19 protein-coding genes are annotated in these 22,235 nt (G+C 73.6%); 14 read left to right on the top strand and 5 right to left on the bottom strand.

From position 1 onward, the window contains the following. The first annotated feature begins 12 nt into the window (after positions 1-12). The 3 genes from FIV44_RS13705 to FIV44_RS13695 all read left to right on the top strand — a co-directional run bounded on the left by FIV44_RS13705 (position 13) and on the right by FIV44_RS13695 (position 5,353). Positions 13-1,071, top strand: coding sequence for an NAD(P)H-dependent amine dehydrogenase family protein (locus FIV44_RS13705; protein ID WP_141004928.1), 1,059 nt, complete (start codon positions 13-15; stop codon positions 1,069-1,071). Between the two features lie 64 nt (positions 1,072-1,135). Further along, positions 1,136-2,407, top strand: a complete 1,272-nt coding sequence (locus tag FIV44_RS30490) for a hypothetical protein (protein ID WP_181411161.1) — start codon at positions 1,136-1,138, stop codon at positions 2,405-2,407. A 9-nt stretch (positions 2,408-2,416) separates the two neighbouring features. Beyond that, positions 2,417-5,353 carry a DEAD/DEAH box helicase gene (locus FIV44_RS13695; protein WP_141004927.1) on the top strand — a complete coding sequence of 979 codons (2,937 nt, stop codon included), beginning with the start codon at positions 2,417-2,419 and terminating at the stop codon, positions 5,351-5,353. On the opposite strand, the gene FIV44_RS30485 is transcribed toward FIV44_RS13695, so the two are convergent. After that, a complete protein-coding gene (locus FIV44_RS30485) occupies positions 5,344-6,411 on the bottom strand; it encodes a class I SAM-dependent methyltransferase (protein WP_181411160.1) in 1,068 nt (355 codons plus the stop codon). The two genes, FIV44_RS13695 and FIV44_RS30485, sit on opposite strands and share 10 nt — an antisense overlap. Before the next feature lie 44 nt (positions 6,412-6,455). On the opposite strand from FIV44_RS30485, the gene FIV44_RS13685 reads away from it, so the two are divergent. Beyond that, entirely contained in the window at positions 6,456-7,163 is a 708-nt protein-coding gene (locus FIV44_RS13685) for an SWIM zinc finger family protein (RefSeq protein WP_246086944.1), read from the top strand. Positions 7,164-7,338: 175 nt separating this feature from the next. Here the strand turns inward: FIV44_RS13685 and FIV44_RS13680 are convergent, their stop codons facing one another. Further along, positions 7,339-7,905: a Uma2 family endonuclease gene (locus FIV44_RS13680; protein WP_181411159.1), complete on the bottom strand. Its 567-nt coding sequence runs from the start codon at positions 7,903-7,905 to the stop codon at positions 7,339-7,341. A 113-nt stretch (positions 7,906-8,018) separates the two neighbouring features. Beyond that, complete coding sequence (locus tag FIV44_RS13675) at positions 8,019-8,612, bottom strand: TetR/AcrR family transcriptional regulator (protein WP_141004924.1); 594 nt, start codon at positions 8,610-8,612, stop codon at positions 8,019-8,021. Between the two features lie 70 nt (positions 8,613-8,682). Between FIV44_RS13675 and FIV44_RS13670 the strand changes: the two genes are divergently transcribed. Then, entirely contained in the window at positions 8,683-9,261 is a 579-nt protein-coding gene (locus tag FIV44_RS13670; protein ID WP_141004923.1) for a hypothetical protein, read from the top strand. Here FIV44_RS13670 and FIV44_RS13665 read toward each other — a convergent pair. After that, on the bottom strand, positions 9,219-9,941 hold the full coding sequence (locus FIV44_RS13665; protein WP_141004922.1) for a PaaX family transcriptional regulator C-terminal domain-containing protein: 723 nt from the start codon (positions 9,939-9,941) through the stop codon (positions 9,219-9,221). The two genes, FIV44_RS13670 and FIV44_RS13665, sit on opposite strands and share 43 nt — an antisense overlap. 65 nt (positions 9,942-10,006) lie before the next feature. Between FIV44_RS13665 and FIV44_RS13660 the strand changes: the two genes are divergently transcribed. Beyond that, entirely contained in the window at positions 10,007-11,023 is a 1,017-nt protein-coding gene (locus tag FIV44_RS13660; RefSeq protein ID WP_141004921.1) for a crotonase/enoyl-CoA hydratase family protein, read from the top strand. A 5-nt stretch (positions 11,024-11,028) separates the two neighbouring features. Next, the gene (locus tag FIV44_RS13655) at positions 11,029-12,666 is read left to right on the top strand and encodes an acyl-CoA dehydrogenase family protein (protein ID WP_141004920.1); all 1,638 of its coding nucleotides are present in this window, start codon (positions 11,029-11,031) and stop codon (positions 12,664-12,666) included. Between the two features lie 41 nt (positions 12,667-12,707). Here the strand turns inward: FIV44_RS13655 and FIV44_RS13650 are convergent, their stop codons facing one another. Further along, complete coding sequence (locus tag FIV44_RS13650) at positions 12,708-13,289, bottom strand: SACE_7040 family transcriptional regulator (protein WP_141004919.1); 582 nt, start codon at positions 13,287-13,289, stop codon at positions 12,708-12,710. 92 nt (positions 13,290-13,381) lie between these two features. On the opposite strand from FIV44_RS13650, the gene FIV44_RS33185 reads away from it, so the two are divergent. From FIV44_RS33185 to FIV44_RS13615, 7 genes are all read left to right on the top strand, one after another. Beyond that, entirely contained in the window at positions 13,382-14,590 is a 1,209-nt protein-coding gene (locus tag FIV44_RS33185; protein WP_141004918.1) for a ScyD/ScyE family protein, read from the top strand. 55 nt (positions 14,591-14,645) lie between these two features. Further along, entirely contained in the window at positions 14,646-16,238 is a 1,593-nt protein-coding gene (locus FIV44_RS13640) for a carboxyl transferase domain-containing protein (protein WP_141004917.1), read from the top strand. Positions 16,239-16,243: 5 nt separating this feature from the next. Beyond that, a complete protein-coding gene (locus FIV44_RS13635; RefSeq protein ID WP_141004916.1) occupies positions 16,244-18,037 on the top strand; it encodes an ATP-binding protein in 1,794 nt (597 codons plus the stop codon). Next, positions 18,034-18,981 (top strand): hydroxymethylglutaryl-CoA lyase, encoded by a 948-nt coding sequence (locus FIV44_RS13630; RefSeq protein ID WP_141004915.1) that lies wholly within the window; start codon positions 18,034-18,036, stop codon positions 18,979-18,981. Before FIV44_RS13635 ends, FIV44_RS13630 begins: the two co-directional genes overlap by 4 nt. Before the next feature lie 20 nt (positions 18,982-19,001). Further along, on the top strand, positions 19,002-20,165 hold the full coding sequence (locus FIV44_RS13625) for a hypothetical protein (protein ID WP_141004914.1): 1,164 nt from the start codon (positions 19,002-19,004) through the stop codon (positions 20,163-20,165). Next, positions 20,162-21,394, top strand: a complete 1,233-nt coding sequence (locus FIV44_RS13620) for a hypothetical protein (RefSeq protein ID WP_141004913.1) — start codon at positions 20,162-20,164, stop codon at positions 21,392-21,394. The genes FIV44_RS13625 and FIV44_RS13620 overlap by 4 nt, the downstream gene beginning before the upstream one ends. A gap of 276 nt (positions 21,395-21,670) precedes the next feature. After that, positions 21,671-22,225, top strand: a complete 555-nt coding sequence (locus FIV44_RS13615; RefSeq protein ID WP_141004912.1) for an HD domain-containing protein — start codon at positions 21,671-21,673, stop codon at positions 22,223-22,225. Positions 22,226-22,235 lie beyond the last annotated feature (10 nt).

The following is a 22,235-nucleotide window of genomic DNA, read 5'->3' as shown; positions in this document are numbered from 1 at the left end:
TACCCTCGCCGCATGAGCGTACCCCGGTTCGACCGACCCCTCCGCGTCATCCAGTGGACGACGGGCAATATCGGCCGGCGCTCCGCCCACGCGATCCTCAGCCGGCCGGACCTGGAGCTGGTCGGGGTCTACGCCCACGGTGCGGAGAAGGTCGGCCGGGACGCCGCCGAGCTGTGCGGGTGGCCGGAGCCGACGGGTGTGGTCGCGACCGACGACGTCGCCGTGCTGCTGGCGCTGCAGCCGGACGCCTGCTGCTACAACCCGCTCTGGCCGGACGTCGACGAGCTGGTCGCCCTGCTCGAGGCCGGTGTCAACGTGTGCACGAGCGCCGCGTGGATCACCGGCGGCAAGCAGACGCCGGAGGACCGGGCGCGGATCGAGAAGGCGTGCCGGCAGGGCGGCTCGACGATCTTCGGCAGTGGTGCGCACCCGGGCATGACCAACCTGGTCGCCATGGCGCTGAGCGGGTCGTGCGAGCGGGTCGACGAGATCCGGATCACCGAGTCGGTGGACTGCTCGACGTACGAGTCCGCGGGCACCCAGATCGCGATGGGCTTCTCGCAGGACCCGGAGACGCCCGGCCTGGCGGAGTCGGTACGACGGGAGAGCGAGGTGTTCGCCGAGTCGGCCGCGATGATGGCCGATGCGCTCGGCGTGCGGCTGGACCGGCTGACCTTCGACGTCACCTTCACCCCCGCCACGGGCGACTCCGACCTCGGCTTCATGACGATCCCGGAGGGCACCGTCGCAGGAGTGATGGGGTACCACCGCGGCTGGGTGGGGGAGCGCAATGTGGTCAGCGTGGGCTTCAACTGGACCATGGGCAGCCACGTGGTCCCGCCCAAGCCGCTCGCCCACGGTCACGTCATCCAGGTCAACGGCCTGCCGAACATGCGGACCGTCGTGCAGTGCCTCCCGCCCGCGGACTGGGCCGAGCCCGGGTACATGGGCCTCGGCATGATCTACACCGCGATGCCGGTGACCAACGCCGTCCCGTACGTCGTGGCGGCGGCTCCCGGCATCGTCACCCTCGCCGACCTGCCGCCGATCACCGGTCGCGTGCTCGCCTGACCCGAGCCGCACGCGGCCACCAGCCTCCCGCGATCGGGGCGCGAACGAGCCTAGAGTCCGAAGCATGACCGACGACGCTCCCGCGAACGGCACCCCCGAGTCCCCGGCGGACCCGCCGGATCAGCCGGATCAGCCGGGCCAGCCCGGCCCGCCTGATCAGCCCGGTCCGCCGGCCCGGCCCGTTCCGCCCGTGCCGCCGGGCTCACCGGCGTCGCCGGAGCCACCGGTCACGGCGATCGTCGCCGACCCGGCCGACCCGGCAGGACCAGCCCCCGCAGGCCCCGCCGGCCCGGTGCTCCCGGCGACCGCCCCGGGCGACCACGGACCGATCGAGCCGGAGCTCCCGACCCGGGCGACCCGGGCGGGCAGCACTGCCGCGGTCGTCGCCATCGGTACCGGCCTGCTCGGCGCGGCGATCGTCATCGCCGCCGTCCGCAGTCGCAGCGATGGCGACGGCCTCGACTGGTCGAACTACGGCGTCGGCCTCGGCGCCACCGCCGTCCTGCTGGTCATCGCGGTGCTGGGCGCGCTCGCCGGTCGCCGGGTCGGCGGCCGGGCCCGTGAGGAGGTCGTCACCTGGCCGGGCACCGTCGGGATCCTCGGCACCGCCCTGATGATCGCGATCGGGATCGACCGCGACGACGACTGGGTCGCCTACCTGATCGGCGCCGCCGTCGCCGTCCTGGCCGCGATCGGGTACGTCGCCGCCCGCCGCGCCGCGTTCGTGGTCGTCGCCATCCTCGGCCTCGCGCTCATCTACGGCGTCGCGTTCGACGGGGTCGTCTCCGACAGCATCGGCGAGGGGCACCCCCAGGTCACCGGTGCGGTGCTGCTCTCCGTCTTCGTCGTGGTGGTCACCCTGGTCGGCTGGGCGCTCCCGAGCCGCGCGGTGTCGGGCGTGGTCGTCGGCGCGTTCGGGGTGGCCGGCCTGCTCGGCGTCCTGGCGTCCTTCGTGGTGATGCGGTACTTCTTCGGATTCTTCGGCGCGATGCCGGTGTTCGCCGACGATCCGTCGACCGCCGCGTCCGTCGACGTCGCCGGCGCGGGCTTCCCCGCGTCCGACGTGTGGTGGGTGGTGGTCCTCGGGGCGATCCTCACGGCGCTGTGGGCGCTCGCCGCGGCCGTGTCGAACCACTCCGGCTTCACCGTGCTCGCGATCGCGATGCCCGCCCTCGGCGTACCCCTCGCCTCCCTCGCGCTGGCGGCCGAGCACCCCACCTGGTGGGCGGCGATCACCGCGGCGGCCGGTGGCGTCCTGCTGCTGGGCGGCACCTTCCTGGCCCGCCTCCGCGGGCGGCGGACCGCCTCGGAGCTTCCTGTCGGCCCCACGGGCTAACGTCCCCATGTGAGCTTCGTTCCCGTCACCGGACCCGCGACCTTCCGGACCGGTGAGCCGGCGACGATCGAGTTCACCGACGCCGACGGGGTACGCCGCGTCGCGCTGCCCGTGCGCGCCGCGCTCCCGGTCCTGAGCCGGTCACGGTCCGTCGACGACGCCCACCCGAGCGTGCGGCTGCTCAGCGGAGCCGCGCTGCTCGGGCTGCGCCTGGTCGCGGCCGGCAAGGTCGCCCCCGACGACGCCGGCCGGGCGTGGCGGGTCGACCGGCTCGAGGCGCGCGACCACGAGGCGGTCGAGCGCCTGGCCCACGCCCGGGCGTACGACGACCTCCCGGCCGCGGACGCCGCCGACATCGTGCGCGGGATGCTCGACGCGGTGGCGGACACGCTGCCGCGCGCGGCGCCCGCCGGCCGCCGGGCGCCCGCGCCCGGCGACCCACAGCAGCCGGCGCAGCCAGGGCAGCCCGACCGGCCCAGCACGCCCGAGGAGTTCGCCGACCGGGTCCGCCGCCGGCTCGCCGAGCGCCGCCGAGAGCGTCCCGACCGGGGCGAGGGCGACACGGTGCTGCCCGAGCTGGTGCGGGTCTCGCTGCGGGTGGAGGCCGACGAGGAGGAGCTGGTCGCCGGCACGGTCCGGGTCGTGCTCCAGGTCCACGACGAGCGCGACCCGCTCCACGTCTGCGACGCCGCGCTGCTGTGGACCGCGGGGCCGGCCGAGCACGGCTTCGGCGGCCGGGCCCGGGTCCACGCGAGCATCGCGCTGCGGGCGGCCGGCGACGCGTGGCCCGTGCTCGACCGGCTCCTCGCGCTCGCCGTACCCGACCAGCTGACCCTCGACGGCGACGAGATCGCGAGCCTGCTCGACCATGTCGGCGCGCTGCGCGACGCCCGGGTCGACGTGCACTGGCCGCGCGCCCTCGGGCCGGAGCTGACCACCCGTGCCGTCCTCGACCAGCGCCGCGGCCCGGCAGAGCCCGGAGGGCGCAACCCCGAGCTGCCCCTGCAGGAGAGCCCGTTCTCGGCGGAGGGCCTGTTCTCCTTCTCCTGGCAGGTGTCGCTGCACGGCGAGGTCCTCAGCGACGCGGAGATGGCCGAGCTCGCCCGGGCGGCCGGCCCGGTCATCAAGCTGCGCGGCGCCTGGACCGTGGTCGACCCGACCACGGCGCAGCGCGCCCGCAGGCGGCTGATCCGCAAGGCCACCGGCGCCCAGGCGCTGGCCGCCGCGCTCACGGGCGTCACCGAGCTGCCCGCCACCGGCGAGGACCAGCCGGCCACGGCGGAGGTGGTCGTCGGCGCCAGCCTGCTGCGGGTCCGCGAGCAGCTGCTCGACGCCGCCACGCGCACCCCGCTCGCCGAGCCCGCCGGCCTCGACGCGCGGCTGCGCGACTACCAGCGCCACGGGCTGACCTGGCTCGCCGACCTCACCGGTCTCGGCCTCGGCGCCTGTCTCGCCGACGACATGGGCCTCGGCAAGACGATCACCCTGATCGCGCTCCACCTCCACCGCCTCGAGCGCGGCCTCTCCCGCGGCGGCCCGACCCTGGTCGTCTGCCCGGCCAGCCTGCTCGGCAACTGGGAGGCCGAGGTCGAGCGGTTCGCACCCGGCGTACCGGTCCGGCGCTTCCACGGATCCTCCCGCGACCTGGCCGGGCTCGCGCCCCATGCGAATTCGTCCCGATCTCCGGGGAAACACGACAAATCTGCATGGGGCGCGGGGATGGTGCTGACGACGTACGGCACCCTCCGCCGCGACGCCGACACCCTCGCGGCCGTCGACTGGGACCTCGTGGTCGCCGACGAGGCGCAGCACGTCAAGAACTCCCGTACGTCGACCGCCCGCGCCCTGCGCCGCCTGCCCAGCCGGGCGCGGGTCGCGCTGACCGGCACTCCCGTCGAGAACGACCTCACCGAGCTCTGGTCGATCCTCGACTGGTGCGTCCCCGGCCTGCTCGGCAGCCGCCAGGCGTTCCGCCGGGTCTGGGGTGCGCCGATCGAGTCGGGCGCCGAGCCCACGAAGGCCCGCCAGTTCGCCGACCTGATCGGCCCGTTCCTGCTGCGCCGCCGCAAGTCCGACCCGGGCATCGCGCCGGAGCTGCCGCCGAAGACCGAGACCGACCACCTGCTCGGCCTCACCCGCGAGCAGGTCGTCCTCTACGAGGCCTTCGTCAAGGACACCATGGAGCGGATCGAGCGCGCCGACGAGGAGACCCGCCGCGGTCTCGTCCTCGCGCTGCTCACCGGCCTCAAGCAGATCTGCAACCACCCGGCCCAGTTCCTGCGCCAGAACTTGGGGCCGAGCGCGTCTCCGGATTCAGGGGCGAGCAAGCTCGCGGCGGCCTCCTCCCGCCGCGCTGCCGGCGGGTCCGGCGCGGTCCGGCTCACCGGCCGCTCGGAGAAGCTGGAGCTCCTCGACGAGCTGGTCGGCACCGTGCTCGCCGAGGGCGGCGCGGTCCTCGTGTTCACGCAGTACGTCGCGCTGGCCCGCCTGGTCGAGCAGCACCTCACCGCGCTCGGCGTACCCCACCAGTTCCTGCACGGCGGCACGCCCGTGGCGCAGCGCGAGGCGATGGTCGATCGGTTCCAGGCGGGCGAGGTGCCGGTGTTCCTGCTCTCGCTCAAGGCCGGCGGCACCGGCCTCAACCTGACCCGCGCCGACCACGTCGTCCACTTCGACCGCTGGTGGAACCCGGCCGTCGAGGAGCAGGCCACCGACCGCGCCTACCGGATCGGGCAGACCCGCCCGGTCCAGGTGCACCGGATGGTCACCCGCGGCACGATCGAGGAGCGGGTCGCCCAGCTGCTCGACCGCAAGCGGCAGCTCGCCGACGCCGTCCTCGCCCGCGGCGACGCCGCGCTCACCGAGCTCAGCAACGAGGAGCTGCGTGACCTGGTGACCCTGCGCCGCCAGGCGCGCGAGCAGGCCCGGGACGAGGATCAGCGGTGACGGCGGATCCGCGCCCCGACCCGGCGCAGCAGCGCCCGCGGCCGGCGACGCTGCAGCCGGTCGACCTCGGCCTGGAGCCGGCCGGACCTCTCCTTGAGCCGGCGTACCCGGCCCTCGAGCTGGTCGATCCGGTCCTGCAGCGGGGCGAGGTCGTCGTACAGCCAGCCGGGCAGGTCGGTGCCGGGATCCGGCTCGACGAGGCCCTCGGGCGGCTGCCCGTCGACGGCCTTGCGGAGCACCACCAGGAACTCGCCGGCGGCGCGGCGCCGGGGCTTCACCGTCTCGACGTACCACGACACGGCGCCCAGTGCGCGCAGCTCCTGGATCTGGTGCAGGAAGTCGGTGGGCGTCCACAGCCAGACGTGGCAGTCGACGTACTCCCCGGCGTGGCTGCGCTCGACCTGGCGTCGTGCCTCGGCGAGGTTCGGGTGCACGCGCCGGTCGCGGCCGGGGAGGCCGTCCATCCGCGCGATCTCGTGGGAGTTGACCGCGAGGACGGATGCGGCGAAGTCGTGGAGGGCGCGGGTCCCGGGGCGGGAGTGGCCCAGCTCGTGGGCCTCGAGCGCCTGCCCGACCGTGGTCGGCGGCCGGTGCCGGTCGAAGGTGTAGCGCCGGTCCGGTACGGCGAGCAGCAGCGCGCCCCCGTCGGCGGTCAGGTCGGCGATCTGGTGGAGCCAGCCGACGAAGTCGGGGATGTGCTCGATGACGTGGGAGGCGATCACCCAGTCGTACGGCGCGCCGGGCTTCGCCGCGGTCGCGAGGTCGCGGTAGGTGCCGTCGACGTAGTGGGGGAAGTCGATCTCGGGGATCAGGTCGAGGTGCACGTTGGGGTCGTCGGCGTAGTGCTCGCGCAGTCCCGCGACGTCGAAGATGTCGACATAGCGGACGTCGTCGACGGCCTTGTCGCTGATCGCGGAGTCGAGCGGGCCGATCTCGAGGCCGCGACCGGACGTGAAGTCGTGGATCTCGAGGAACTTCCGGCGACGTATCGCCGTACGGCGCACGTGCTCGTCGCTGCTGCGATCCCGCTTGCTGAGGGTCTCCGAGTCCTTGCGCACGGACGTCACGGTAGCCGAGCGAGCAGCGCTGTGGGGTGGGCGGCGTGACGCGCACCACCTTCACCCGGCAGACGCAGCCGGCCCGGGGCGTTCGCACCTGGTGGGGCAAGGCCTGGCAGCGGGCGGTGGAGGAGGCGGCGTACTCCGACGCCGAGCTCCGCCCCGGCCGCTCCCACGCTCGCCGGGGGCACGTCGGCGCGATCAGCGTCGAGCCCGGCGGCCTGCTCGCCGCCTGCCGCGACGGCGACGACGCCTGGACCGTCGAGATCGGCATCCCGGTCCTCGACGACACCGCCCGCGTCGCGCTGGTCGAGGTCGTCGCCGCCGAGGCGGGCCGGATCGCCGAGCTGCTCGCCGGCAACCTCCCGCACGACCTCGTCGAGCATGCCGAGGAGGTCGGCGTCGAGCTGCTGCCGTACGGCGGCGAGCTGACCGCCACCTGCACCTGCCCCCACTACCTCGACCCGTGCCCCCACGCCGTCGCGGTCCTGATCCAGGCCGGCTGGCTGGTCGACACCGACCCGCTGGTGCTGTTCGCGCTGCGGGGCGTCGACCGCGACAGCCTGCTGGCCGACCTCCACGCCCGCACCGTCTCGGTCGCTGCACCGTCCGGGACGGCCGACGACACCGATCACGCCGACCACGCCGATCACGCCGACGACGTCGAGCTGGTCGTCGACGCGGCGATGCGCGCCCAGCGGCTGGTGGCGCTGTTCGAGGCCGGGGCGGAGCTGCCCGACGGGCTGGTCTGAGCTTGGATCCACCGATTTGCCGCTGCTGCGCGCCACCATCCGGGCGCGCTGGCGGCGTTAGCGACGCTCGATGGTGCAACCAGACCGCCGTCGCGCCGCTGCCTTGCCATCACACCCGCCTGGTGACGCTCGCGACGCGGCGAATCGGTGAATCCACGCTGAGCCGCAGTCAGGCTCAGTCGACCAAGGCGGCCGGCGTGATGGTCACCGGGAAGGGCAGCTCGGCGGTCCAGGACTCCTCACCCGTCACATCGGCGACCTCGACGTACTCGCCGTCGCGCAGCTCCCAGGCGATCAGCCGCAGCTTGATCGGGTCGATCGCCCAGTACGACGCGACGCCGGCCCGCTCGTAGCGCTTGAACTTGGTGTTGAGGTCGTAGAGCGCGGTGCTCGGCGAGAGCACCTCGACCGCGAGGAGCGGCGGGCCTTCGACGTAGCCGTGCGTGGCGATGGGCTTCGTGATCACCACGATGTCGGGTTGGACCGCGGTTTGATTGTCGATGATGTCGAACGGAGCTGGCAGCACCTTCAGGCCGGGCGGTCGGAGGCCGAAGAGAAGCGCCGAGAGATGCATGACGACGTCCTGGTGCTCTGGGGAGCAGCCGGCCATCTCGGTCAGCACGCCGTCGATGAGCTCATAGCGAGCGCCCTCGCCGGTCAGCTCTGCCACGTCCAGCGCCGTCAGCGAACGGCCGACGGGGATCCCGGTCAGCAGGTCCACATCCGGCGACAGGCTGATCATGACCCCCATGGTGCCTCACTTTCCCGTGATTCCCGAGTGTCTTCACGCCGTTCATCGTCAACGGCGAGGTCAGGTCGCGCCAGTGCCTTCACCGGACCTGTGGAGAACGCCTGTCACACCGGCGCGCCGGCCAGCGCGTCGAGATGCTCGTCGAGCGCATGCACGGCCGCCCGCCGGCGGCGCGGGTCCCGCATCGCGTGCAGCGCGAGCCCGTCGACCAGGGCGTGCAGCGCCGTCGTCTCCCGGCCGAGGTGACGGTCGGGCGCGACCAGGCCGGCGTCGCGGAGCTCGGTGAGGCAGCGCAGGCACAGCCCGCGGATGGCGTCGTGGGCGGCGTCGGCGAGCGCGGTCAGCTCCTCGTGCCGGGGGCCCTCCGCCATCAGCGCGAGGTGCACGCGCATCTCGACCGTGCGCTCGTCGTCGAGAGGGAGCAGCTCTCGCAGCGCGGCGACGACGCGACGCCGTGGGTCCTGCACGCCGGCGTGGCGGGCGACCCGGGCGGCCGCGCGCTCGTGGGCCAGGCGCATCGCGAAGGCGAGCAGCTCCGCCTTGGTGGGGAAGCTGTGCCGCAGGGAGCCGAGCACGAGGTCGGCCTCGGCGGCCACGGTCCGCAGTGACACCGCGCCCACGCCCTCGCGGAGCACCAGGCGCCACACGGCCTCGCCGATCTGCTGCCGGCGGGCGTCGTGGTCGATGGTGCGCGGCACGCGGCGATACTAGCACGACTGTGCTAGATTCCCCGGTGTTGGCACAGATGCGCTACGAAGGGAGCGGACCATGGTCGTCGCCGGGTTCATCGTCGCCTCCGAGATCGGCTTCTGGGTGCTGCTCGGCGCCGGCCTCGCGCTGCGCTACCTGGTCCGCAGGCGCCGGGCGAGCACCGTCGTCCTCGCCCTGATCCCGGTGCTCGACGTCGTCCTCGTCGGCGCCGTCGCGGTCGACCTGCACCGCGGCGCCGAGGCCGGTACGCCGCACGGCCTGGCCGGCGTCTACCTCGGCTTCTCCGTCGCCTTCGGCCCGGCGCTGGTGCGGTGGGCGGACATCCGGTTCGCTCACCGCTTCGCCGGCGGACCCGCGCCGGTCAAGCCCGCCAAGGGCAGCCCCGAGCGGATGGCCGCGACCTGGCGGGAGTGGGTCCGCGTCGTCGCCGCCGCTGCCATCGCATCCGTCGTGCTGCTCGGCCTGATCCTCCTCGTCGCCGACCACGACCAGGCGAGCGCCCTCACCGGCTGGGTGATCCGCGCCTGGGTCATCGTCGGCCTCTGGCTGGTGTTCGGGCCGCTCTGGGAGCTCCCGACCTCGCGCCGGCGCGATCAGCGCGAGGGCGCGAGGGCGAGCTCGCGCAGCTCGTCCTGATAGGCGGCGTACGCCGTCCGCATCGCCGCCGCCGGCCAGTCCTGCGGCAGCAGCGCGGCGGGCAGCAGCGGGTCGGTCGCGAGGTGGCGGACGACGTGCGCGGCGACCGCGAGCCGCGTGGCGGGCGCGCTCGTCCGCTCGAGCTGCCGCAGCAGCGTCCGGCCCTCCTTGGCCCAGGCGCTCAGGTCCCACAGCCGGACCGCGAGATCCCCGGGATCCTCGTCGGGCGTGGCGCTGAAGGTCGCCAGGACCGGCTCGTCGGCGTACCCCCGCGGCCGGCGGAGGTTCGCCGGCCGGGTCCAGACGCCCTCCCGCAGCTCCGCCAGCCGGTACGACGCCAGCCGCTCCCGCAGTGCCGCCCGCTCCGCGCCGGTGCGGCCCGCGACCACGACGACCGCCATCTCCCAGGTGCCGTCCCACGCGGTCTCGGCGTCGAGGACGGCCTCGTCCTGCCGGCGCTGGCGGGCGGCGAGCCGCTCGCCGAGGACGTAGTCGCCGCGGTCCCGCTGGAGGTCGCCCGCGGCGACGGCGCGGGTGAGCGCGACCCGGGTCGTCGCGGCGGGGATGCCGAAGTGCTCGCCCGCACGGACCAGCTCGGCCGCCGACATCCGGTCCGGGTGCGATCCCAGCAACAGGCTCAGCATCACCGAGCGCGCCGGGAGGGGGACGACGGCGGGCATGGCGCACAGTTTCCCATCGTTACAGATCTGGACACAAGTGTCGTGATAGACGTAATGTCGGGTGCATGGCCGACGAAGCACCGTGGCGCCGCGCCGCGACCGAGGGCGCGGACTCGCCGTACCGCGCCACGACGCCGCCGGCCGACGACGCGCCGTCGTACCGGACGCTGACCTACGAGGTCGACGGCCGGGTCGCGCGGCTGACCTTCAACCGGCCCGAGCAGGGGAACTCGATCACGCCGGACACCCCCGTCGAGCTGGCCGACGCCGTCGAGCGCGCCGACCTCGACCCTCGGGTGCACGTGATCCTGCTGAGCGGGCGCGGCAAGGGCTTCTGCGGCGGCTACGACCTCGCCGCCTCGGCCGAGGGCCTGATGGACGGTGCCATGGCGGGCGCGACGCCGCGGGAGGGCACCGTGCTCGACCTGACCGTGCAGATGCTCAACCACGACCCGGCCGGCACCTGGGACCCGATGGTCGACTACGCGATGATGAGCCGCTTCACCCGCGGCTTCGCGAGCCTGCTGCACGCCGACAAGCCCACGGTGGCGAGCATCCACGGCTTCTGCGTCGCCGGCGGCACCGATATCGCGCTGCACTGCGACCAGATCGTGATCGCGGCCGACGCCAAGATCGGGTACCCGCCCACCCGGGTCTGGGGCGTCCCCTCCGCCGGCCTGTGGGCGCACCGCCTCGGCGACCAGCGCGCCAAGCGACTCCTCTTCACCGGCGACACCCTCACCGGCGCCGAGGCCGCCGCGTGGGGGCTGGCGATCGAGGCGCCCGCGCCCGAGCGGCTCGAGGAGCGCACCGAGGCGCTGGTGCAGCGGATCGCCGCCATGCCGCTCAACCAGCTGATCATGACCAAGCTCGCGCTCAACTCCGCGCTGCTCGCCCAGGGTGTGCAGAACAGCCGGATGATCAGCACCGTCTTCGACGGCATCTCCCGCCACACCCGCGAGGGCCATGCGTTTCAACAGCGTGCCGCCGAGGTGGGCTTCCGGCAGGCCGTGCGCGAGCGCGACGGGGCGCCGTACGACGACCACGGACCGCAGACCAGCAACGTCACCGACAAGGAGTAGCGACGATGTCCAGCACCCACGAGGTCCTCAACCAGGTCCCGCCGCTCGTCGGCCACGACACCTCCGCCGACCCCGCGCTCCGCGAGGGCATCGAGCGCGAGGGCGCCGGCTGGGCGCTGCCCGAGATCGAGGAGGTCGGCCGCCTCGCCGGCACCGCCGAGGCGCAGGACTGGGGCCGGCTGGCCGAGCGCGTCCCGCCGCGGCTGCTGACCCACGACCGGTACGGCCGGCGCATCGACGAGGTGGAGTACGTCCCGGCGTACCACCAGCTCATGGAGACCGCCGTCTCCCACGGCATCCACGCCGCGCCGTGGGCCGACGACCGGCCCGGCGCGCACGTCGCCCGCGCCGCGAAGTTCTACGCCTGGAACGTCGATGCCGGGCACGGCTGCCCGATCTCGATGACCTACGCCGTGGTGCCGGCCCTGCGCGCCAACCCCGAGCTCGCGGCCCGGTTCGAGCCGCTGCTCACCAACCGCGCCTACGACTTCGGCCTGCGCGACCCCGAGACCAAGCGCGGCCTGATCGCCGGCATGTCGATGACCGAGAAGCAGGGCGGCTCCGACGTCCGCGCCAACACGACGACCGCGACCCCGCAGGCCGATGGCAGCTACCGGATCGTCGGGCACAAGTGGTTCACCTCGGCGCCGATGTCCGACCTGTTCCTCACCCTCGCGCAGGCGCCGGGCGGGCTGTCGTGCTTCCTGCTGCCGCGTGTGCTGCCCGGCGGCGACGCCAACCCGATCCGGTTCATGCGGCTCAAGGACAAGCTCGGCAACAAGTCCAACGCGTCGTCGGAGATCGAGTACGACGACGCGCTCGGCTGGCTCGTCGGCGAGGAGGGCAAGGGCGTCAAGACCATCGTGGAGATGGTCAACATGACCCGCCTCGACTGCGTGATCGGCTCCGCGTCGGGCATGCGGTCGGCGCTGGTCCAGGCCGCCCACCACGCTCGCCACCGCTCCGCCTTCGGCAAGCTGCTCATCGACCAGCCGCTGATGCGCAACGTGCTGGCCGACCTCGCCGTCGAGTCCGAGGCCGCCACCACCGCGATGATGCGCCTGGCCGGAGCCAACGACCGCGCCATCCAGGGTGACGCCGGCGAGGCCGCGCTGCGCCGGCTCGCGCTCGCCGCGACCAAGTACTACGTCTGCAAGCGCGGCCCGGTCCTCGCCAACGAGGCGCTCGAGTGCCTCGGCGGCAACGGCTACATCGAGGACTTCGACCTGGCCCGCATCTACCGCGAGCTGCCGCTGCTCTCGATCTGGGAGGGCTCGGGCAATGTCGCCGCCCTCGACGCGCTGCGCGCGATCGGTCGCGAGCCCGAGTCGCTCGACGCGTTCTTCGCCGAGGCCGAGCTGGCCGTCGGCGTGGATGCGCGGTACGACGACGCGCTCACCTCGCTCAAGAAGGAGCTGACGGACGCAAGTGACCTGGCCGACATCGAGCTGCGCGCCAGAAGAATCTGCGAGCAGATCGCGGTGATCTTCCAGGCCGGCCTGCTGATCCGCCACGCCCCTACCGCCGTCGCCGACGCCTTCTGCGCCACCCGGCTGGCCCGCGACTGGGGCAGCGCGTTCGGCACCCTGCCCGCCGGGCTCGACCTCGCTCCGATCCTGGAGCGGGCCGAGCCCGGCCGCTGAGCACCCGCGCCCCACGCGAGTTCGTCGCAGATCGGGCGGGATTACGACGAATTTGCATGGGGCGCGACGCCGAGGCCGGCCAGCGCCATCGAGGCGAGCAGCTCGCGCAGCGCGGTGTCGGGGATGCCGTGGCCGGTGCGGGGGGTGGAGTTGAGGAGCCCGAAGGTGGCCTGGGCGGCGGCGTGGGCCCGGGCCCGGTCGAGATCGCCGCGCAGGGCGCGGAGCTGGTCGGCCCAGAGGTCGACGTACGCGCGCTGGAGCCGGCGTACCTGCTCCCGGGCGTCCTCGGGCAGCGACTCCCAGTCCCGGTCCTGGACGATGATGAGCGGGCGGTGGCCGAGCGCGAACTCGACGTGCCAGTCGACCAGCCCGCGCAGCGCCGCGGCGGGATCGCCGCCGCCCGCCGCGACCCGCTCCCGGCCGACCTCGAGCAGCCGCTCGCTGATCGAGGTCAGCATCTCGGCGAGCATCGCCTGCTTCGACGCGAAGTGCTTGTAGAGCGCCGGACCGGAGATGCCGCAGGCGGCGCCGAGGTCGGCGACGGACACGCCGTGGAAGCCACGGGCGGCGAACAGCTCGGCGGCCGTGGCCAGGATCTGCTCGCGGCGGGTCGGCTCGGTCACCCCCGAAGGCTAGAGGAGCCGCCCTCCGACTCGTCCCCCGATGGGTCATGACGCGACCCCGCCGCCGCTGCTAGGCAGGAACACGGGCGCAAATGCCCCTACCGGACTCGGAGGGAGAAGGGCATGAGCAAGGCAGCGATGAGGTTGGGGACGGCGGTGATGGCTCTCGCGCTCGCGGCGGCGGCAGCCCCCGCGGTCGCCAAGGGAGGCGGTGGCGCAGGGGGAGGACTGCGCACCATCACCGCCCTCGACGGACCACGCGGCGTCGACGCCCTGGGGGGCGGCCGGACCCTGGTCACCGAGACGGGAGGCGACTTCAGCCTCGTCATCGAGCGCAAGCACAAGCCGCCGCGCGTCGTACCGCTCGGCAACCTGCCCTCCGACTTCCCGCCGGCGATCGCGCAGGGGCGTCACGGCACGATCTTCCTGCTGACCCGGGCGGACCGCCGCCCGAGGAGGCCGAAGGGGTCGAGGGATCCGAGCCGGCGCTGCGCAGCGCGGCCGAGCCGGAGGCCGGGCCGGCGGCGGGCGCGACGCTCTACAAGTGGCGGCCCGGCTGGCGCCAGCCGGTGGCGGTCGCCGACATCGCGGCGTACCAGGCCCAGGATCCCGACCCCGACGACCTGGAGGGCTTCCCGGAGGACAGCAACCCGTTCGGCCTGGCGGCCCTGCGGGACGGGACGGTGCTGGTGGCCGACGCCGCGGGCAACGACCTGCTCCGGGTCTGGCCCAACGGCCGGATCGTGACGGTGGCACGGCTCAAGCCGCGCGTGGTCGAGGTCCCCGCGGGCCTGCCCGACCTCCCGCCGGAGGAGGGCGGGCCGCTGCCGCCGGCGGGCACCCCGATCCCGTCCGAGGCGGTGGCGACGTCGGTCACCGTCGGCAAGGACGGCTACTGGTACGTCGGCGAGCTCCGCGGCTTCCCGGCCACCCCGGGCACGTCGCAGATCTGGCGGATCGCGCCCGGCTCCGTGAACGCCACCTGCGACCCGGAGCGCCCGCGGCAGGGACGGTGCCAGCGGTACGCCGACGGGCTGACCTCGGTCACCGACCTGGCGGCGGGCAAGCAGGGCATCTACGCGCTCGAGCTGTCGAAGGCGAGCTGGCTGTCCTTCGAGCTCGGCGTGCCCGGCGCCGAGGTCGGCGGCCTGTTCCTGGTGCGGAAGCAGGGCAAGCACCCGCGGATCGTCGAGCTCGCCCGCGACCAGCTGATCCTCCCCGGCGGGGTGGACGTCAGCGAGGACGGGGTGTACGTCGTCGGGCCGCTGTTCGGGCCGGGTGCGCTCTCGCGTCTCAGGTAGCGTCCGGGGGCGGGCGGGGATTGCACGCGAGGTTAATGATCGTTAACCTAATCGCGTGTCCGAGAACCCCGTGCCCGCCCTCCGGGACCTGGCCGCCGACCTGCGCGAGCGCCTGACCCGCGTGCGGCAGGGCGGCAGCGAGGCGGCCCGCACCAAGCACACCGATCGCGGCAAGCTCCTCGCCCGGGACCGGGTGGACCGGCTGCTCGATCCCGGCAGCCCGTTCCTGGAGCTGGCGCCGCTGGCGGCGTACGGCATGTACGGGAAGGCCGACGACGACTACGCCGTCCCGGCCGCCGGGGTCGTCGCGGGCATCGGCCGGATCGAGGGCCGCAGCTGCATGGTCGTCGCCAACGACGCGACCGTGAAGGGCGGCACCTACTACCCGATGACGGTCAAGAAGCACCTGCGGGCGCAGACCGTCGCCGCGGAGAACCGGCTGCCGTGCGTCTACCTCGTCGACTCCGGCGGGGCCTTCCTGCCCATGCAGGACGAGGTGTTCCCCGACAAGGAGCACTTCGGGCGGATCTTCTTCAACCAGGCCACCATGTCCGCGCGCGGCATCCCGCAGCTCGCCGCCGTGATGGGCTCCTGCACCGCCGGCGGTGCCTACGTCCCCGCGATGTCCGACGAGACCGTCATCGTGAAGAACCAGGGCACGATCTTCCTCGGCGGCCCGCCGCTGGTGAAGGCCGCGACCGGCGAGGTCGTCAGCGCCGAGGACCTCGGCGGCGGTGACGTGCACGCCCGGAGGTCCGGTGTCGTCGACCATCTCGCCGACGACGACGCGCATGCCCTGCGCATCCTGCGCGGCATCGTGGAAACGCTTCCAATTGGGCAGAGACTGCATGCTCAGGGCCCGGAATTGCACGGTTTGGTCCCAAACCGCAACAATTTTGACGCCGGCGTAGAAGAGCCGCTCGAGGCGCCGGAGACGATCTACGACGTCGTGCCGGCGAGCACCCGCACGCCGTACGACGTCCGTGAGGTGATCCGCCGCATCGTCGACGGCAGCCGGCTGCAGGAGTTCAAGCAGCTGTACGGCGAGACGCTGGTCTGCGGCTTCGCGCGGATCCACGGCCACCCGGTCGGCATCGTCGCCAACAACGGCATCCTCTTCTCCGAGAGCGCGCTCAAGGGCGCGCACTTCGTGGAGCTGTGCAACCAGCGCGGCATCCCGCTGCTGTTCCTGCAGAACATCTCCGGCTTCATGGTCGGCCGCGAGTACGAGAACCGTGGCATCGCCCGCGACGGCGCCAAGCTGGTCACCGCGGTCGCCTGCTCCGTCGTACCCAAGCTGACCGTCGTCATCGGCGGCTCCTTCGGTGCCGGCAACTACGGCATGTGCGGCCGCGCGTACGACCCGCGCTTCCTGTGGATGTGGCCCAACGCGCGGATCTCGGTGATGGGCGGCGACCAGGCCGCCAACGTGCTGGCCACCGTCGCCGGGCGCGAGGACGACGAGGAGTTCAAGCAGCCCATCCGGGAGCAGTACGAGACGCAGGGCTCGCCCTACTACGCGAGTGCGCGACTGTGGGACGACGGTGTGATCGACCCCGCCGACACCCGCCGAGTGCTCGGCATGGCGCTCGAGGTCGTCACCGCGGTGCCCACGCCGGACCCCTCCTACGGCATCTTCCGGATGTGATGGCGATGATCACGACCCTCCTGGTGGCCAACCGCGGCGAGATCGCCCGCCGCGTCTTCCGCACCTGCCGCGACCTCGGCATCCGCACCGTCGCCGTCCACACCGACCTCGACGCCGACGCGCTCCACGTGCGCGACGCCGACGCCGCCGTCCGGGTGCCGAGCTATCTCGACGCCGACGCGGTCCTCGCCGCCGCGAAGGAGGCCGGCGCCGACGCGATCCACCCCGGCTACGGCTTCCTGTCCGAGAACGCCGGCTTCGCCCGGGCGGTCACCGACGCCGGCATCGCCTGGGTCGGCCCGACGCCCGAGGTGATCGAGCAGATGGGCCGCAAGGACGCCGCCCGCGACCTCGCCGTCGCGGCCGGGGTTCCGGTCGTCCCCTCCTATGCGCTCGACGAGGACCCCGCGACCTTCGCCTACCCGGTGCTGGTCAAGGCCGCGGCCGGCGGCGGCGGCAAGGGCATGCGCGTGGTGCGCTCCGCGGCCGAGCTGCCCGACGGGATCGCCGCCGCGAAGCGGGAGGCCGCGAGCGCGTTCGGCGACGACACCATCCTGATCGAGAAGTACGTCGAGCGCGGCCGCCACATCGAGGTGCAGGTGCTCGGCGACAGCCACGGCCACGTCGTCCACCTCGGCACCCGCGAGTGCTCGGTGCAGCGCCGCCACCAGAAGGTCATCGAGGAGGCGCCCGCCCCGGCGCTCGACGACGACCTGCGCGAGCGGCTGCATCAGTCCGCTGTCGCGCTCGGAAGTTCGGTGGGCTACGTCAACGCGGGCACGATCGAGTACCTCCTCGACGCGACCACCGGCGACTTCTACTTCCTGGAGATGAACACCCGGCTCCAGGTCGAGCACCCGGTCAGCGAGCTCCACGCCGGGGTCGACCTCGTCGAGCTCCAGATCGCCGTCGCTGCAGGGGATCCGCTGCCGTTCGACCAGTCCGGGCTGCGGTTCTACGACCACGCGATCGAGGCCCGGATCTACGCCGAGGACGCCTTCGGCGGGTTCCTCCCGCAGGCCGGCGCCGCGAGCGTCGTGCACTGGCCCGAGGCCGCGCGCGTCGACCACGCGCTGGAGTCCGGACAGGTCGTGAGCACGTCGTACGACCCGATGCTCGGCAAGGTCATCGTCTCCGGCCGCGACCGCGAGACCGCCCGCCGGCGGCTCGTTGCGGCGCTCGACGACACCGCGATCCTCGGCCTGACCACGAACACCGGCTTCCTGCGGGCGCTCGCGGCAGGCGATGAGTTCACCGTGCCGGGGGGCATCGACACCGCCTGGCTCGACCGCCACGACATCCCGCCGCCCGACCCTGCGGAGGCACGGGAGATCGCCGCCCGGCTCTGGCTGGACGCGTTCGCCCCGCAGGCTGGTCCTTTCGCCGCCGACGGCTTCCGCATGAGCGCCTCCTCCGCGCCGGTCGTTGTTGGGTTCGATGAGCCAGCCACGCCAGCGGCCCGCGTGCCCGTCGACACGGTCGCCCGGGTCACCGTGCACCAGGTCGAGCTCGCCCACCACGGCCAGCGGTACGTCTTCGTCCGGCCCGATGCGGCCGCCGACCACGGAGCCGCCGCCGTGGACGACACGGTCACCTCCCCGATGCCCGGTACCGTCCTCGATGTCCGGGTCGCGGAGGGCGAGCAGGTCACGGAGGGCCAGGTGCTCGGGGTCGTGGAGGCGATGAAGATGGAGCTCGCCCTCAAGGCGCCGTACGACGGCGTCGTCGCCCGGGTCGGGGCGAGCACCGGCCAGCAGGTGGCGCTCGGAGCCGAGCTGTTCGTGGTGGAGGAGTCATGAGCGCCCTGCCGATGGTCGTCCCCGAGCCGGGCCTGCCGGAGCGCGTCACGATCTACGAGGTCGGCCCGCGCGACGGCCTGCAGAACGAGAAGGCCGTCGTCCCCACCGAGGTGAAGGCGGAGTTCGTCCGGCGGCTCCTGGCCGCCGGTCTGCCGATCGTCGAGGCCACCAGCTTCGTCCACCCGCGGTGGGTGCCCCAGCTCGCCGACGCCGCCGACCTGATGACCGGCCTCACCGCCGACCTCGGCGACGCCGCCCGGCAGCTGCCGGTGCTCGTGCCCAACCAGCGCGGCCTCGACCGCGCGGTCGAGCTCGGCCTGCGCCACGTCGCGGTGTTCGCCTCGGCCACCGAGACCTTCGCGAGCAAGAACCTCAACCGCACCCTCGACTCGCAGTTCGAGATGTTCGCGCCCACGATCGCCGCCGCGCGCGAGGCCGGCATGGACGTCCGCGGCTACCTCTCCATGTGCTTCGGCGACCCGTGGGAGGGCGCGGTCCCGGTCGACCAGGTGGTCGCGGCGGGACGACGCCTGCTCGACCTCGGCGTCGGCCAGCTCAGCCTCGGCGACACCATCGGCGTCGCGACCGCGGGCCACGTCCGCGCACTGGTGCGGGCCTTCGCCGACGCCGGTGTCCCCCCCGACCGCCTCGCCCTCCACTTCCACGACACCTACGGCCAGGCGCTCACCAACGTCCACGCGGGACTCCAGTCCGGTGTCACGACGTACGACGCGTCAGCGGGCGGCCTCGGCGGCTGCCCCTACGCGAAGAGCGCGACCGGCAACCTCGCCACCGAGGACCTCGTCTGGTTCCTCACCGGCCTCGGGATCGAGCACGGCGTCGACCTCGGCGCGGTCGTCGCGACCAGCACCTGGATGGCCGGCGAGCTCGGCCGCCCCAGCCCGTCCGCGGTCGTCCGGGCCCTCGCTACCGGCGACGACTGACACCCCTTTACCGTTGGCTCATGAGTGGTCGTCGGCGGGCGTGGGGCTGGGTGGCGGCATTGCGGGCCGGGGCGACGATGCCGTGGCTGGACTGGCCCGCCGACAGCACCGGTGAGGGCGAGGCGCTGGGGGCCGAGCTCCCCGGTGCCCAGCAGCTCGCCCTGCTGCGCCGGCTCAACCTGTACGCCGCGGCGGCCGGCCGGACCGTCCGCACCGCCACCGCCGACCGCGTCCTCGGCGCCGACGTCTCCGGGCGCGGTCGCAGCGAGCTGGCCCTGGTGGGGGTCGACGAGTCCGGCCAGTTCGGGCCGCGTCCCGTCGACCCCGACACCCTGACCGACGACGAGCTGCTGCGCGTCGCCGCCGCGCTGGTCGCCGACGACGTCGCGGCCACCGCCGCCGTGCCCGCGCCCGAGCCGACCCTGCTCGACCGGGTCCGGACCGTACGCCGGCCGTGGGTCCGCTCGTTCGTGGTGGTCGGCATGCCGTGGCGCGCCGACGCCGTCCGCGCCGATCTCGCGGCGCAGGGGCACCGTCCGGGCGGGCGCCGCCCGACGGCGTACCTCCTCGCCGACGACCTCGAGACCGTCCTCGTCCAGGCCTGGACCGCCCGCTGCTTCGACCAGGGCGGCGCCGGCTGGCGGGGCTTCGTGCGCGCCAACGCCGGCGCCGGGCACCTGCCGCCGCGGGCCGACCTCGCGCGGATGGCGCGCTCGGCCGCCTACAAGTACGGCGCCGAGCGGGTCCGCGTGGTCCTCGACGACCAGCTGCTGGCCGACGAGCTCGGCGTGGCGCGTCTCGGCGGTCCGCCGCGGCTGGGGGCCCATGCCGTCGACCTGGCCCGCCGGGTGGGCGAGCCGCTCGGCCTGCTCGTGCCCTCGGATCTGCGGCCGCGGCTGCTGCGCGCGACCCTCGGCGAGCGTCTCGACGGCCTCGGCGGACCGCCGCCGAGCCTTCCCCCGCGGTGGGACGGGTGGCTGCGCACGCAGGCCGAGCGCACCCGCCACGACCTCGCCGCGGCTCGCTACCCTGTGCTCGGCGAGCTCGATCGATTGCTGCCACGCCCGCTCCGGCACGACCCATCCGTGTCCGTGGCGCCGGTCGACGCCGAGGTGCTGGACCTCGCCCTGGGCCTGCTCCTCGACCCTGTGACCGTGGCCGGCAGTGTGAAGGAGGAAGCGTGAGCAGGCGGGTCCTCCTGCACGTCGGCACGCCGAAGACCGGGACGTCGTACCTCCAGGACGTGCTCTACAAGAACCGCAGCCGGCTGCTCAAGCAGGACGTGAGCTACCCGGCGGACCGCTTCGACGCCCACTTCCTCGCCGCGCTCGACCTGATGCGGCTGCGCTGGGGCGGGCTCGAGGCCGAGGCCGTCGGCGCGTGGGACAAGCTGGCCGCGGAGGTCCGCGAGCACGACGGCACCTCGATCATCAGCCACGAGATCCTCGCCTCCGCCTCGCGCAGCCAGGTCGCCCGCGCCCTCGCCTCGCTGGGCCACCGGCCCGGCGGCGACACCAGCGACGGCGGCACCGAGGTCCACGTGATCCTCTCCGTCCGCGACCTGGTCCGGCAGATCCCAGCGGAGTGGCAGGAGAACGTCAAGCACCGCGCCCGGTTCGGGTACACCCGCTTCCTGGAGCTGATCCAGGACCCGGAGCGGGCGCACCGCGTCGGCGCGTGGTTCTGGGGCGTCCAGGAGATCCCCGACATCCTCGACCGCTGGGGCTCCGACCTCCCGCCGGAGCGGGTCCACCTGGTCACCGTGCCGCCGACGGGCGGCTCGCCCGAGCTGCTGTGGGAGCGGTTCAGCGCCGCCTTCGGCCTCGACGACCTCGACCTCAAGCTCACCACCCGGCGGGCCAACCCGAGCCTCGGCGTACCCGAGTCCGCGCTGATCCGCCGGATCAACCGGGTCGCCGCCCGCGACCTCCCCCCGCAGCACTACCGGCCGCTCGTCCGCGAGCTGCTGGCGCACCGCACCCTCTCGAAACGCACCAAGTCGGCGCGCCTCGGCCTGCCGCCCGACCAGTACCCCTGGGTGCACGAGCTCACCGACAGCTGGATCGCCGAGCTGTCGCGGCGCGGGTACGACGTCGTGGGCGACCTGGCCGACCTGCGCGGCGCGCCCGCGCCCACCGGCAAGTGGGTCGATCCCGACCACCCGCCGGAGAAGCAGGTGTCCTCCGCCGCCGTGGACGCGATCAAGGCGCTGCTGCTCGACAACGCCGAGGCGCACGCCGAGAACGAGCGACTCCGCCGCAAGCTCGAGGCCGCCCGCCGCGAGCTGGTCCGCGCCCGGACGCCGCGGCTGATGCGGTCGATGGAGTGGACCGTGCAGAAGCTGGAGGGCAGCGGCAAGGGCCGCCAGGCGCTGGACGTCTACCGCAAGGCGCGCAACCGCGCGCCCAGGTGACGCCCGCCCCCTGGCGGTGATGCGCGCGCCGACGGCCCTGACGGCCCCGGCGCCGCGGGCAGGCGCCTGGCCGCGGCATGCCCGGACGACTGTGTTCGGACAGACGGGTCGAGCCCGGGTTGGCCGATCCGACAAGGTCCGTCCACTCGGCGACGGCGGATCCCGAGCTTGGCTGATCCCCCAGGCGGAGCGTGATCAGCTTGGCGATTCGGCCAACGACACCCACTGAGGGCCGTGACTAGCCTGACGCGCACCGAGTCCGACCGTCGGGAGGAAATGATGAACGAAGGACATCTCGGCAAGGCCAGCGTCGCGGAGATCCAGGGGGTTGTCCGGTTCGAGGAGGAGGTCTTCGACAACCTCACGAACCGTCTGCTCCGTGAGCTGCGCGGCGCGGCCCAGCGGCGCACCCTCAACGTGTCGCAGCTGGAGCACGCCCTCCAGACCGCGACCCGGGCGATGAACGCGGGCGCCGACGACAGGTACGTCGTCGCCGCCCTGCTCCACGACATCGGCGACTCGCTGGCGCCCACGAACCACGGCGACATCGCCGCGGCGATCCTCCGTCCCTTCGTCGACGACCGGACGTGGTGGGTGGTCAAACACCACCCGGTCTTCCAGGCGCAGTACTACTACCCCCTGCTCGGCCAGGTCTGGGCCCCGCCGGCAGCCATCCTCGAGCACGAGTTCGCCGCCGACACCCAGGAGTTCTGCGAGAGGTACGACGAGCCGGCCTTCAGCGAGACCTTCACGGCCAAGTCCCTGGAGTACTTCGAGCCCGTACTGAGGCGCGTCCTCGCGCACCCCATCAATGTGCCGCCCGGCATGTGACGACTGAGAG

This window comes from Nocardioides humi (assembly GCF_006494775.1).
Lineage (GTDB): Bacteria > Actinomycetota > Actinomycetes > Propionibacteriales > Nocardioidaceae > Nocardioides > Nocardioides humi.
Note: the sequence above shows the minus strand (reverse complement) of the source record. Positions and strands in the feature narration are given on the sequence as shown.

Bases quoted from the DNA above. Each gene is read 5' to 3' on its own strand.
- FIV44_RS13705 (WP_141004928.1), top strand. From the start codon at position 13: ATGAGCGTACCCCGGTTCGACCGACCCCTCCGCGTCATCCAGTGGACG.
- FIV44_RS30490 (WP_181411161.1), top strand. From the start codon at position 1,136: ATGACCGACGACGCTCCCGCGAACGGCACCCCCGAGTCCCCGGCGGAC.
- FIV44_RS13680 (WP_181411159.1), bottom strand. From the start codon at position 7,905: ATGATCAGCCTGTCGCCGGATGTGGACCTGCTGACCGGGATCCCCGTC.
- FIV44_RS13670 (WP_141004923.1), top strand. From the start codon at position 8,683: ATGGTCGTCGCCGGGTTCATCGTCGCCTCCGAGATCGGCTTCTGGGTG.
- FIV44_RS13665 (WP_141004922.1), bottom strand. From the start codon at position 9,941: ATGCCCGCCGTCGTCCCCCTCCCGGCGCGCTCGGTGATGCTGAGCCTG.
- FIV44_RS13660 (WP_141004921.1), top strand. From the start codon at position 10,007: ATGGCCGACGAAGCACCGTGGCGCCGCGCCGCGACCGAGGGCGCGGAC.
- FIV44_RS13655 (WP_141004920.1), top strand. From the start codon at position 11,029: ATGTCCAGCACCCACGAGGTCCTCAACCAGGTCCCGCCGCTCGTCGGC.
- FIV44_RS33185 (WP_141004918.1), top strand. From the start codon at position 13,382: ATGCCCCTACCGGACTCGGAGGGAGAAGGGCATGAGCAAGGCAGCGAT.
- FIV44_RS13635 (WP_141004916.1), top strand. From the start codon at position 16,244: ATGATCACGACCCTCCTGGTGGCCAACCGCGGCGAGATCGCCCGCCGC.
- FIV44_RS13630 (WP_141004915.1), top strand. From the start codon at position 18,034: ATGAGCGCCCTGCCGATGGTCGTCCCCGAGCCGGGCCTGCCGGAGCGC.
- FIV44_RS13625 (WP_141004914.1), top strand. From the start codon at position 19,002: ATGAGTGGTCGTCGGCGGGCGTGGGGCTGGGTGGCGGCATTGCGGGCC.
- FIV44_RS13615 (WP_141004912.1), top strand. From the start codon at position 21,671: ATGATGAACGAAGGACATCTCGGCAAGGCCAGCGTCGCGGAGATCCAG.